At 32.7% G+C, this 11,208-nt stretch carries 14 protein-coding genes; 9 read left to right on the top strand and 5 right to left on the bottom strand.

Annotated features, from left to right (window positions below):
- Positions 1–3: 3 nt before the first annotated feature.
- Both mspA and NR218_RS11870 read right to left on the bottom strand, forming a co-directional pair.
- Positions 4–321 carry a membrane stabilizing protein MspA gene (mspA, locus tag NR218_RS11875; protein WP_019834800.1) on the bottom strand — a complete coding sequence of 106 codons (318 nt, stop codon included), beginning with the start codon at positions 319–321 and terminating at the stop codon, positions 4–6.
- A gap of 72 nt (positions 322–393) precedes the next feature.
- Positions 394–561, bottom strand: a complete 168-nt coding sequence (locus NR218_RS11870; protein ID WP_101804312.1) for an SE1832 family protein — start codon at positions 559–561, stop codon at positions 394–396.
- A gap of 132 nt (positions 562–693) precedes the next feature.
- Between NR218_RS11870 and NR218_RS11865 the strand changes: the two genes are divergently transcribed.
- A complete protein-coding gene (locus NR218_RS11865) occupies positions 694–1,602 on the top strand; it encodes an AEC family transporter (RefSeq protein ID WP_048762087.1) in 909 nt (302 codons plus the stop codon).
- 66 nt (positions 1,603–1,668) lie between these two features.
- On the opposite strand, the gene NR218_RS11860 is transcribed toward NR218_RS11865, so the two are convergent.
- Together NR218_RS11860 and NR218_RS11855 are read right to left on the bottom strand one after the other, a co-directional pair.
- Positions 1,669–2,460, bottom strand: a complete 792-nt coding sequence (locus tag NR218_RS11860; RefSeq protein ID WP_019834801.1) for a glucose 1-dehydrogenase — start codon at positions 2,458–2,460, stop codon at positions 1,669–1,671.
- Between the two features lie 21 nt (positions 2,461–2,481).
- Positions 2,482–3,345, bottom strand: coding sequence for a GRP family sugar transporter (locus tag NR218_RS11855; protein WP_017174849.1), 864 nt, complete (start codon positions 3,343–3,345; stop codon positions 2,482–2,484).
- A 286-nt stretch (positions 3,346–3,631) separates the two neighbouring features.
- Here NR218_RS11855 and NR218_RS11850 point away from each other — a divergent pair, with 286 nt between their 5' ends.
- Both NR218_RS11850 and NR218_RS11845 read left to right on the top strand, forming a co-directional pair.
- Positions 3,632–5,767, top strand: coding sequence for a DNA topoisomerase III (locus NR218_RS11850; protein ID WP_017174848.1), 2,136 nt, complete (start codon positions 3,632–3,634; stop codon positions 5,765–5,767).
- A 112-nt stretch (positions 5,768–5,879) separates the two neighbouring features.
- Positions 5,880–7,214 (top strand): NCS2 family permease, encoded by a 1,335-nt coding sequence (locus NR218_RS11845; RefSeq protein ID WP_002448576.1) that lies wholly within the window; start codon positions 5,880–5,882, stop codon positions 7,212–7,214.
- 57 nt (positions 7,215–7,271) lie between these two features.
- Here the strand turns inward: NR218_RS11845 and NR218_RS11840 are convergent, their stop codons facing one another.
- A complete protein-coding gene (locus NR218_RS11840; protein ID WP_019835779.1) occupies positions 7,272–7,661 on the bottom strand; it encodes a hypothetical protein in 390 nt (129 codons plus the stop codon).
- A gap of 385 nt (positions 7,662–8,046) precedes the next feature.
- Here NR218_RS11840 and rpsJ point away from each other — a divergent pair, with 385 nt between their 5' ends.
- The 6 genes from rpsJ (at position 8,047) to rpsS (ending at position 11,184) form a co-directional block, all read left to right on the top strand.
- Complete coding sequence (rpsJ, locus tag NR218_RS11835; protein ID WP_001118667.1) at positions 8,047–8,355, top strand: 30S ribosomal protein S10; 309 nt, start codon at positions 8,047–8,049, stop codon at positions 8,353–8,355.
- A gap of 27 nt (positions 8,356–8,382) precedes the next feature.
- Positions 8,383–9,045, top strand: coding sequence for a 50S ribosomal protein L3 (gene rplC, locus NR218_RS11830; protein ID WP_002448523.1), 663 nt, complete (start codon positions 8,383–8,385; stop codon positions 9,043–9,045).
- 27 nt (positions 9,046–9,072) lie between these two features.
- The gene (rplD, locus tag NR218_RS11825; RefSeq protein WP_002448327.1) at positions 9,073–9,696 is read left to right on the top strand and encodes a 50S ribosomal protein L4; all 624 of its coding nucleotides are present in this window, start codon (positions 9,073–9,075) and stop codon (positions 9,694–9,696) included.
- Positions 9,696–9,971: a 50S ribosomal protein L23 gene (gene rplW, locus NR218_RS11820; RefSeq protein ID WP_002448403.1), complete on the top strand. Its 276-nt coding sequence runs from the start codon at positions 9,696–9,698 to the stop codon at positions 9,969–9,971. The genes rplD and rplW overlap by 1 nt, the downstream gene beginning before the upstream one ends.
- Positions 9,972–10,007: 36 nt before the next feature.
- On the top strand, positions 10,008–10,841 hold the full coding sequence (gene rplB, locus NR218_RS11815) for a 50S ribosomal protein L2 (protein ID WP_002448473.1): 834 nt from the start codon (positions 10,008–10,010) through the stop codon (positions 10,839–10,841).
- A 64-nt stretch (positions 10,842–10,905) separates the two neighbouring features.
- Positions 10,906–11,184: a 30S ribosomal protein S19 gene (gene rpsS / locus NR218_RS11810; RefSeq protein WP_002448348.1), complete on the top strand. Its 279-nt coding sequence runs from the start codon at positions 10,906–10,908 to the stop codon at positions 11,182–11,184.
- The last annotated feature ends 24 nt before the right edge of the window (positions 11,185–11,208 follow it).

Here is an 11,208-nt window from a genome sequence, read left to right as displayed (position 1 = left end):
TTATTAATACATAGTAAAAGTTAAAATAATATATATTACAAAAATAATAATAGATATAATATTTAAAATTGAAACACCTTTATAATCGTTTTTAAGTGCTTTAAAAGCTGTAACTTCTACATTTCCTACAAGAAGAAGCAATACAACAAATACCCACCAATTTTCACTAGGAAATTGGATCGTAGTGATAGCTACTACAAATAATAATAATATTCCCATAATAAGACGTAAAATATGTACGAACATTGATTTCATTTTAAAAATACTGATATAACTTACAATAAGATACAGTATGGGTAATAAAATTAAGTATATTTTCACTTGATGACATCCTTTCTATTACGACTAATATCATAGCATTCATGAACTTTCATGCCTAGATATATTGAAAAATTATTTCTGATGTAATTTTGAACGTATGTCTGAAATTTCTTTTTCAATTTCTTCTAATTGTTTTACTAAAGGATCAATCTGTTGATTTAGTGATTCTTTTTTCTCTAAATCATTTTGTAAACGAATATAATCGTATTTAAGCTCAGCTAATTGTGATTCTAAGTCCATGTCTAGTCGAACTCCTTATTTATTAATATGATTAGTAATGATTATAGCATGAAACAAGTAACTTCTAAAAATACTGTTAATTGTGTTAGAGTAATTAGTTGTAATGGAATATTAGGGAAGAAGGGATGAATTGTGACTGAGCAATTTATAATAATTATTTTGTTAATTGCATTAGGTTACTTACTTAAACGTATTAATTTTATTAAGTCTGCAGATAGTCAAGTATTGTCTACGCTTGTATTGAATGTCACATTACCTTCTTTAGTTATTGTCAATTTAAATAGTGCGAATCTTGATTTATCATTTTCTATTTTACCAATTATGATGCTCATCTATGGCATATTGGCCAAAGTAATTATGGTTGCATTATTTAGAAAATATGATAATCATGTCAAGGGTTCAGTAGGTATGATGGCAGCGTCATTAAACATTGGTTTATTTGCTTATCCACTTGTAGAAACAATTTGGCCTGAAAATGGTATGATTTATTTTGGTATGGCCGATATCGGTGGGGCAATTATTATGTTTGGAGTCACTTACTTTGTAGGTAGTTATTACAGTGAAGGTAGTGATCAATTTAATTTCAAATTTTTAGGGAAAAAGTTAATTTCTTCAGTACCACTCGTTACTTATATTGTAATGTTTATACTTAATATGGCTAATATTCATTTACCAAAAGCTTCAATTGACTTTTTTACCATTATTTCTAAAGCAAACATGCCACTATCAATGATTTTACTTGGAATTATGTTGAGCTTCAGAATTGAAAAACAATTTTTACCAATTGCAGTGAAATATTTAATTGTCCATTACGGACTTGGATGTATTGCTGGTTTATTAGTCCACTTTTTCTTACCAACATCGGATGATATGATTAAAACAACGTTATTAATTACATGGTTACTTCCTGTGGGTGTGGCAATTATTCCATATTCAATTCAGTTTAAATATAAAACATTGCCATTAGTTGGAATGGTTACTAATATTTCTATTGTGATAAGTATTATTATTATATATATTTATCAAGCTATCTTTGTATAAAAACTATATATATGAAAAAAGCAAGCGATTTTTAATCATCGCTTGCTTTTTTACTTTATAGTATGATCACCCTTTTCCACCCATAAATGCAGGATAGTTCATCATACCACCATCAACATATAATGTTGTTCCATGAACATAACTAGCTAAATTAGAAGCTAAGAACAATGCACCGTTTGCTACATCTTTTGCATCACCGATTTCTCTAGCTGGAATCATTTCTAATGTTTCGGCACGTGTTTTTGGATCAGAGAATTTTTCTTTTGTATGCTCAGTCACAACGGCACCTGGAGAGATATTATTAATACGAATGCCATGTTGGGCATATTCCATTGACATTGTTTCCATCATTAACTTAAGACCGCCTTTACTTGCAGCATAGTTAACGTAATTTGGCCAAGGAATGGTATCATGCACGCTTGAAGTATTAATAATAATACCTTTCTTATCTTCTTTTAAAAATTGTTTTACCGCTTCACGTGAACCAATAAATGCACCAGTTAAGTTAATATCAAGAACTTTTTGCCATTCAGCCATAGACATTTCATGACTTGGAGTGGCTTTTTCAAAACCAGCATTATTAATCATGATATCAATTGTTCCAAATTCTTTAACAGCCGTTTCTACTAATCGTTTCACATCTTCTTCGACTGAAACATCGGCTTGCACCGTAATTGAGTCACCGCCAGATTTTTTGATTGTTTCTTGAAGGGCATCAAGTTCTTTCATATGACTTTCTGATCTATAATTTAAGACTACTTTCGCTTTTTCTTTACCAAAAACTTCCGCCATTGCTTTTCCTATGCCACTGCCAGAGCCAGTAATAACAACAACTTTATTTTCTAATTCAGAAAACATTGTATGACCTCCTCAATATACTTATTTTAAGTTTCCTAATATAATTGCTGCGATGATAATCAACGCAATACCTGACCAAATCCCAATCATTTGGCGTCGATCTTTTTTCTCACCTAATAAGAATATACCACCAAGAGTAGAAACTATAACTAATAATTGTGATAATGAGAAACTTGTTGCTACACCAACTTTAGGTTGAGAATAGAACATAAATAAGTTACCTATTCCCCAAACAATCCCTGGAATAATATTAAGTGTGGTAGATTTAATATTTGTTTCATGTCTCATTGAAAGTAAAAATCCACCAATAGCCATACCAACTGATTGGAAGAATAAGGCATCAGTACCATTTACGCCAAATATATTCCCGATTACTACATAACCTACATAACCTAATGTACCTACAACTAGAATCACCATTGCTTTACTAAAATTAGGATCTTTTGTAGAACGCTCATTTTTTCCTTTTAGTGATGTAAGGGCAATCCCTGTTACTAATAAAACCATTGCAATAAGTCCTAAAGTAACTTGTAATCCAGTACTCCATTCACCTAAAAAGATAGCACTAAATAAAGTTGTACCTACTAATTGTAAACCAGTAGAAATAGGCATTGTTTTAGATACGCCGACAAGGTTAACAGATTGTAATTGAGTTCCTTGACCGAATGCCCACATTGCACCAGAAATTAACCCTACAATGATGACAGTAGGGTTATCAAATTGTGCATGACCTGTAAGAAGTAAGATTAAACCAATAACCAATGTACCTAACGTTGTACCTCTAATTTGATTGTATGGACCTCCTCCTACAAATACATTGATTAATACGAGACTTCCCCAAAATAATGCAGGTAATAAGGCGATTAATATGTTAATAATCTGCATTTATTACTCACTCTCCTTTTCAAAAATAAGTGCTTTCCTTTCCATAACACTTGGTGAATATTTTATATTATTTGTGATTGATATAAAACGCAATTGCTCATTTTTTTATAAAATATAAAAGACTAATATTATAAAAATGTATAGCCTAAGTATTTTAGTAAGCTGAATTTAATATAGGGGTTTTACTTTAAATTAATAAGTTGAGATGGAAAGTAACACTATTGCTATACATGTTACAATATTAAACGTATGAAAATAAAAAGTAAGAATGCGAAAGGAAATTTGAATGAAATCATTAATTCTAGCGGAAAAACCCTCAGTAGCGAGAGATATTGCAGAAGCACTAAATATTAAAGAAAAACATAATGGATATATTGCAAATCAGCGCTATATAGTGACATGGGCTTTAGGTCATTTAGTAACAAATGCTCAACCAGAACATTATGACAAAACATATAAAGAATGGAAATTAGAAGATTTACCTATATTACCTAAGCAAATGCATACTGTGGTCATAGGGAAGACAAGTAAACAGTTTAAAATTGTAAAATCTTTAATATTAAATAAAGATGTGAAGGACATTATTATTGCTACAGATGCTGGGCGTGAAGGAGAGCTAGTAGCACGTCTCATCTTAGATAAAGTGAAAAATAAAAAGCCAATTAAACGTTTATGGATTAGTTCGGTGACTAAAAAGGCAATACAACAAGGCTTTAAACATTTAAAAGATGGACGTGAATATAATCACTTGTATCAAGCAGCTCTTGCACGAAGTGAAGCGGACTGGATAGTGGGTATTAATGCTACTAGAGCACTGACAACTAAATATGATGCTCAACTTTCATTAGGAAGAGTACAAACACCAACGATTCAACTGGTTTATCATCGACAACAAGAAATTAATCATTTTAAACCTCAAAAGTATTACACACTTTCTTTAAATGTAAATGACGCTATATTTGATATTCAAACGAATCAAAGATTTACTAATAAAGAAGAAATACAAAAATTATCTAAAAAAATAGAAGGACAATCAGGTCAGATTGAAGATGTTTCAATTAAGCAAAAAAAATCTTACGCAAAACCTTTATATAATTTAACTGATTTACAACAAGCATCATACCAGCGATTTAAAATGGGACCCAAAGAAACTTTAAATACCTTACAGAGTCTTTATGAACGTCATAAACTATTAACATATCCAAGAACAGATTCTAACTACTTGTCTAACGATATGACAGATACCATACAAGAACGTCTCCAAGCCTTATTAGCGACTGATTATAAATCACATGCTCGTCAGTTATTGACTAAGTCATTTACAACTAAGATGCATATTTTTAATAATCAAAAAGTGTCAGACCATCATGCGATTATCCCAACTGAAATTAGACCCAACTTTGATACATTAACTAACAGAGAAACAAAACTATATTTAATGGTTGCACAACGATTTTTAGAAACATTAATGGATCCTTATCAGTATGAAGCGACACAGGTTTTTTTAAAAGTGGGAGAATATCAATTTAAACATGCCAAAAACGTCACACGTAAATTAGGATTTAAAGCACTTAGTAACAATGATTCAACTGCTAATAAGGCTATCACTTTTAGCAAGGAAGAGACCTATCATGTACAACAAGTCAAAGTAAACGAACATGAAACAACACCACCTGAATATTTCAATGAAGGTAGCTTACTTAAGGCGATGGAAAACCCACAAAATTATATTCAATTGAATGACAAAAAGTACGCTAATACCCTTCATAAGACGGGAGGAATTGGAACAGTAGCGACGCGTGCAGATATTATTGAAAAACTATTCAATATTAATGCAATAGAATCAAAAGATGGAAAATTAAAAGTGACATCTAAAGGAAAACAAATATTAGAGCTTTCTCCTAAAGCGCTGACTTCTCCTTTAATGACTGCAGAATGGGAAGAAAAATTACTTTCTATTGAGAAAGGTAAATATAACGCTAAACAATTTATTAATGAGATGAAAGATTTTACTAAAGAAATTGTTGGGGAAATCAAACATAGTGATCAAAAATATAAACATGATAATTTAACTTCTACTGAATGTCCCAATTGCGGTAAATTTATGATAAAAGTAAAAACTAAAAACGGACAAATGCTAGTGTGTCAAGACCCTAGCTGTCACACTAAAAAGAATATTCAACGTAAAACGAATGCACGTTGTCCTAACTGTAAAAAGAAAATGACATTGTTTGGAAGAGGAAAAGAAGCGGTCTACCGATGTGTATGCGGTCATACTGAAACCCAAGCACAAATGGATCAACGATTGAAAAATAAAAATAATGGTAAAGTTTCTAAAAAAGATATGAAAAAATATATGAATAATCATGATGAATTGGATAATAATCCTTTTAAAGATGCATTAAAGAACTTAAAATTTTAACTAAAATCGAACTTATAATGAAATAAGTCGATAAAAGTTCGTTTTTAGTATTGTTTTTTTAAGTAAGTAATATTAAACTATTAAAGTATTTCAAAAAAAGGAGTTTAAAGCTGTGAAAAAATACTTCCAATTCGACGAGTATGGTACTAACTACAAAAGAGAAATCATCGGTGGTATCACAACTTTCTTATCAATGGCTTATATATTAGCCGTGAATCCTCAAGTCTTAAGTTTAGCAGGTGTTAAAGGTATATCTGGTGATATGAAAATGGATCAAGGTGCCATTTTTGTAGCGACAGCATTAGCAGCCTTTGTAGGATCTTTATTCATGGGACTGATTGCAAGATATCCGATTGCGCTTGCCCCAGGGATGGGGTTAAATGCGTTCTTTGCATTTACAGTTGTTTTAACAATGGGAATTCCTTGGCAAATCGGTTTAACAGGTGTGCTATTTTCAGGTATATTCTTTGCGATATTAACAGCAACTGGATTGAGGGAAATAATTATTAATGCAATACCCTATGAAATGAAAATGGCGGTTTCGGCAGGTATAGGGCTATTTATTACTTTTGTAGGTTTACAAAGTGCAGGTATTATTGTAAAAAATGATTCAACGCTTGTAACATTAGGTCATTTAACTAAACCATCAGTACTTTTAGCTATATTTGGGATTGCTATAACAATCATTTTATATGCTAGAAAGGTTCCAGGTTCAATTTTTATTGGTATGATTATAACTGCAATTGTAGGGATGATTACAGGTCAAATTCATACACCATCAGGTATTGTAGGTAAAATTCCAAGTATTACACCTACATTTGGAGCAGCTTTTGAAGCATTTAAAGATCCAGGCCAATTATTTACTATCCAATTTCTTATTGTTATTTTAACGTTCTTCTTTATTGATTTCTTTGATACTGCAGGTACTTTAGTAGCAGTAGCAACCCAAGCAGGTATAATGAAAGACAATAAGTTACCAAGAGCTGGAAGAGCATTATTTGCAGACTCACTTGCTACAATTGTTGGGGCTATTTTTGGTACAACTACAACAACCTCTTATATTGAATCTACTTCTGGTGTTGCAGTAGGAGCACGTACAGGTTTTGCAAGTATCATAACTGGTTTTTGTTTCTTATTAGCATTATTCTTTAGTCCACTAATTGAAGTCGTTACAAGTGCAGTAACAACACCAGCGTTAGTTGTAGTTGGTATTTTAATGGCGGCAAACTTTGCTGAAATTAATTGGAAAAAATTTGAAGTAGCAGTACCAGCATTTATTACAATCATTATGATGCCTTTATCATATTCAATTGCTACAGGTATTGCATGTGGGTTTATCTTCTATCCAATAACAATGTTAATTACTAAAAAACATAAAGAAGTTCATCCTATCATGTATGTATTAATGGTATTATTTATTTTATACTTCGTGTTTGTACACGGTTAGACATAAAAAGACACATTTAATTTTTGAATTAAATGTGTCTTTTTAATATTGAAATTATTAATTGTTTTTATCATCTTTGTATTGAGTATAAATAACTTTAGAATCTTTATTTGGAATGTAAGTTGGTGCGTTGAGTACAACAAATATAAAGAATACCATTAAGAAAAAGAGTACCCAATGCGTAAACATACCAATAATAGGTAGAAAAGCAACAAATGATCCAATTAATCCAATAAATGGAATCATTGCCATTGGCTTAATTGTGTTTTGAGAATCTACTAATAGAATGATTCCTAAAATAAGATAAAGTAAAGCATTTAATAATAAAGGTTGCCAACCAAAGCCAAGAATAACTGAGCCTCCTAAAAAAGGAATACCATAGAAAAATTCACTAGCTATTAAGAAGATACTAATAATTGCTAAAGTAAGTTTCACATTTCTTTTCATTTATATTATATTCACCTCCGATAAAGTTCATGAATTTTAAAATAAATTAGCATTAAAAATGTATAGCTATAATTTCAAAATTCATTACTCTCTATATCTATTATAAAGGTTTATAGAAAAAAGGGAAAAAATTTACTCAAAATGGTTGAACTACATAAAAATTTCCAGTACAATACTTAAGTATGTGTTAGACGTAAATAAAAAAAGTTAAAGAAAAACCTTGATTTATCAGTGTTTTTCTTGTAACATATTTAATGTTGGACTTAAAGAAAGCGATGAAGCGAAAGGTTACTGACACACCCGGCCGCTTTGCCATGGCGTTGTGTGAGATAGTTTTCGTGGAGAAGTCTATCACTTCAATGTAGACGAACAAGGAGGGAAAATTATGGCAAAACAAAAAATCAGAATCAGATTAAAAGCTTATGATCACCGTGTAATTGATCAATCAGCAGAAAAGATTGTTGAAACTGCTAAACGTTCTGGTGCAGATGTATCTGGACCAATTCCGTTACCAACAGAAAAATCTGTTTATACAATTATTCGTGCGGTGCACAAGTATAAAGATTCTCGTGAACAATTCGAACAACGTACACATAAACGTTTAATCGACATTGTTAACCCAACACCAAAAACAGTTGATGCTTTAATGGGCTTAAACTTACCATCTGGTGTAGACATCGAAATTAAATTATAATAGATCAATTTAGGAGGTGGACTTTCGATGACCAAAGGAATCTTAGGAAGAAAAATTGGGATGACACAAGTATTCGGAGAAAACGGTGAATTAATCCCTGTTACAGTAGTAGAAGCAAATCAAAACGTAGTATTACAAAAGAAAACTGAAGAAGTTGATGGCTACAATGCTATCCAAGTAGGTTTTGCAGACAAACAAGCATATAAAAAAGATGCTAAATCAAATAAATATGCAAATAAACCAGCTGAAGGTCACGCTAAAAAAGCTGGCGCAGCACCTAAGCGCTTCATTCGTGAATTCAGAAACGTTAATGTTGATGAATACGAAGTAGGTCAAGAAGTCACAGTAGATACTTTTGAAGCTGGAGACATTATTGATGTTACAGGAACTTCAAAAGGTAAAGGTTTCCAAGGTGCAATTAAACGTCATGGTCAAGGTCGTGGACCAATGGCTCACGGTTCTCATTTCCACAGAGCTCCAGGTTCAGTAGGTATGGCTTCAGATGCTTCAAGAGTATTTAAAGGTCAAAAAATGCCTGGACGTATGGGCGGTAACACAGTTACAGTTCAAAACTTAGAAGTTGTTCAAGTTGATACTGATAACAATGTTATTTTAGTAAAAGGTAATGTACCTGGACCTAAAAAAGGTTTTGTAGAAATTAAATCTTCAATTAAAAAAGGTAATAAATAATAAGTAGCGAAAGGAGGAAAAAGCATAATGGCTAATTATGATGTATTAAAAGTAGACGGATCAAAATCTGGTTCAGTTGAATTAAGCGATTCAGTTTTCGCAATCGAACCAAACAACAGTGTTCTTTTCGAAGCAATCAATTTACAACGTGCTTCTTTACGTCAAGGTACACACGCAGTGAAAAATCGTTCAGCTGTTCGTGGTGGTGGACGTAAACCATGGAGACAAAAAGGTACAGGACGTGCACGTCAAGGTACAATCCGTGCTCCCCAATGGCGTGGTGGTGGTATCGTTTTCGGACCAACTCCAAGAAGCTATTCATACAAAATGCCTAAGAAAATGCGTCGTTTAGCATTACGTTCTGCATTATCTTTCAAAGTTCAAGAAAACAACTTTACAATCGTTGATACTTTTGGTTTTGATGCACCAAAAACAAAAGAATTTAAAAATGTTTTAACTACACTTGAACAACCTAAAAAAGTGTTAGTAGTAACAGAAAACGAAGATGTAAATGTTGAATTATCTGCACGTAATATTCCTGGTGTACAAGTAAGTACTGCTCAAGGATTAAACGTATTAGATATCACTAGCGCTGACAGTGTAATCATTACTGAATCAGCTGCGAAAAAAGTTGAGGAGGTGCTCGGATAATGGAAGCTAGAGATGTTCTTAAGCGCCCCGTAATCACTGAAAAATCTTCTGAAGCAATGGCTGAAGATAAATATACTTTTGACGTAGATACTCGTGCTAACAAAACTCAAGTTAAAATTGCAGTTGAAGAAATTTTCGACGTTAAAGTTGAAAGTGTAAATATCATCAACTACAAACCAAAGAAAAAACGTATGGGCCGTTATCAAGGCTATACAAATAAAAGAAGAAAAGCGATTGTAAAACTTAAAGAAGGTTCAATCGACTTATTCAACTAAAATAAAATAATATTACCATTAAGGAGGTAAGCGACAATGGCTCTTAAAAAATATAAGCCAATTACAAATGGTCGTCGTAATATGACTACGTTAGACTTCGCTGAAATCACGAAGACTACACCTGAAAAGTCATTATTACAACCGCTACCGAAAAAAGCGGGTCGTAACAATCAAGGTAAATTAACAGTTCGTCACCATGGTGGAGGACATAAACGTCAATATCGTGTAATTGACTTCAAACGTAATAAAGACGGAATCACTGCTAAAGTTGATTCAATCCAATATGATCCAAACCGTTCAGCTAACATTGCTTTATTAGTATATGCTGATGGTGAAAAACGTTACATTATCGCACCAAAAGGATTACAAGTAGGCCAAACAGTTGAAAGTGGTGCTGAAGCAGATATCAAAGTTGGTAATGCTTTACCATTACAAAATATTCCAGTTGGTACTGTAATTCATAATATCGAATTAAAACCTGGTAAAGGTGGACAAATTGCTCGTTCAGCAGGTGCAAGTTCACAAGTACTTGGTAAAGAAGGTAAATATGTATTAATCAGATTACGTTCTGGTGAGGTACGTATGATTTTATCTACTTGCCGTGCTACAATCGGTCAAGTTGGTAACTTACAACATGAACTTGTTAACGCTGGTAAAGCTGGTCGTTCAAGATGGAAAGGTATCCGTCCAACAGTTCGTGGTTCTGTAATGAACCCTAACGATCACCCACACGGTGGTGGTGAAGGTCGTGCTCCTATCGGTAGACCATCTCCAATGTCACCATGGGGTAAACCAACGCTTGGTAAGAAAACACGTCGCGGTAAAAAATCATCTGATAAACTTATCGTTCGTGGACGTAAAAGAAAATAATAACAACTTATTTGAGTGTGCGGCTTAACAGCTGCACGCACACAATAAGAAGGGAGGCGCCCAAATGGCTCGTAGTATTAAAAAAGGACCTTTCGTTGATGATCATTTAATGAAAAAAGTAGAAGCTCAAGACGGAAGTGAAAAGAAACAAGTAATCAAAACATGGTCACGTCGTTCTACAATTTTCCCAAATTTCATCGGTCATACTTTTGCAGTATATGATGGTCGTAAACATGTACCTGTTTATGTAACTGAAGATATGGTTGGTCACAAATTAGGTGAATTTGCTCCAACTCGTACATTTAAAGGACATGCAGCTGACGATAAAAAAACTAGTAGATAATAATATATATAAGTAGAGGAGGAT

The sequence above is a fragment of the Staphylococcus sp. SUC_1.2 genome (assembly GCF_026222585.1).
This window is presented reverse-complemented; position numbering and strand designations above follow the sequence as displayed.

Bases quoted from the DNA above. Each gene is read 5' to 3' on its own strand.
- rpsJ (WP_001118667.1), top strand. From the start codon at position 8,047: ATGGCAAAACAAAAAATCAGAATCAGATTAAAAGCTTATGATCACCGT.
- rplW (WP_002448403.1), top strand. From the start codon at position 9,696: ATGGAAGCTAGAGATGTTCTTAAGCGCCCCGTAATCACTGAAAAATCT.
- NR218_RS11855 (WP_017174849.1), bottom strand. From the start codon at position 3,345: ATGCAGATTATTAACATATTAATCGCCTTATTACCTGCATTATTTTGG.
- rplC (WP_002448523.1), top strand. From the start codon at position 8,383: ATGACCAAAGGAATCTTAGGAAGAAAAATTGGGATGACACAAGTATTC.
- NR218_RS11860 (WP_019834801.1), bottom strand. From the start codon at position 2,460: ATGTTTTCTGAATTAGAAAATAAAGTTGTTGTTATTACTGGCTCTGGC.
- NR218_RS11850 (WP_017174848.1), top strand. From the start codon at position 3,632: ATGAAATCATTAATTCTAGCGGAAAAACCCTCAGTAGCGAGAGATATT.
- NR218_RS11840 (WP_019835779.1), bottom strand. From the start codon at position 7,661: ATGAAAAGAAATGTGAAACTTACTTTAGCAATTATTAGTATCTTCTTA.
- NR218_RS11870 (WP_101804312.1), bottom strand. From the start codon at position 561: ATGGACTTAGAATCACAATTAGCTGAGCTTAAATACGATTATATTCGT.
- rplB (WP_002448473.1), top strand. From the start codon at position 10,008: ATGGCTCTTAAAAAATATAAGCCAATTACAAATGGTCGTCGTAATATG.
- rplD (WP_002448327.1), top strand. From the start codon at position 9,073: ATGGCTAATTATGATGTATTAAAAGTAGACGGATCAAAATCTGGTTCA.
- rpsS (WP_002448348.1), top strand. From the start codon at position 10,906: ATGGCTCGTAGTATTAAAAAAGGACCTTTCGTTGATGATCATTTAATG.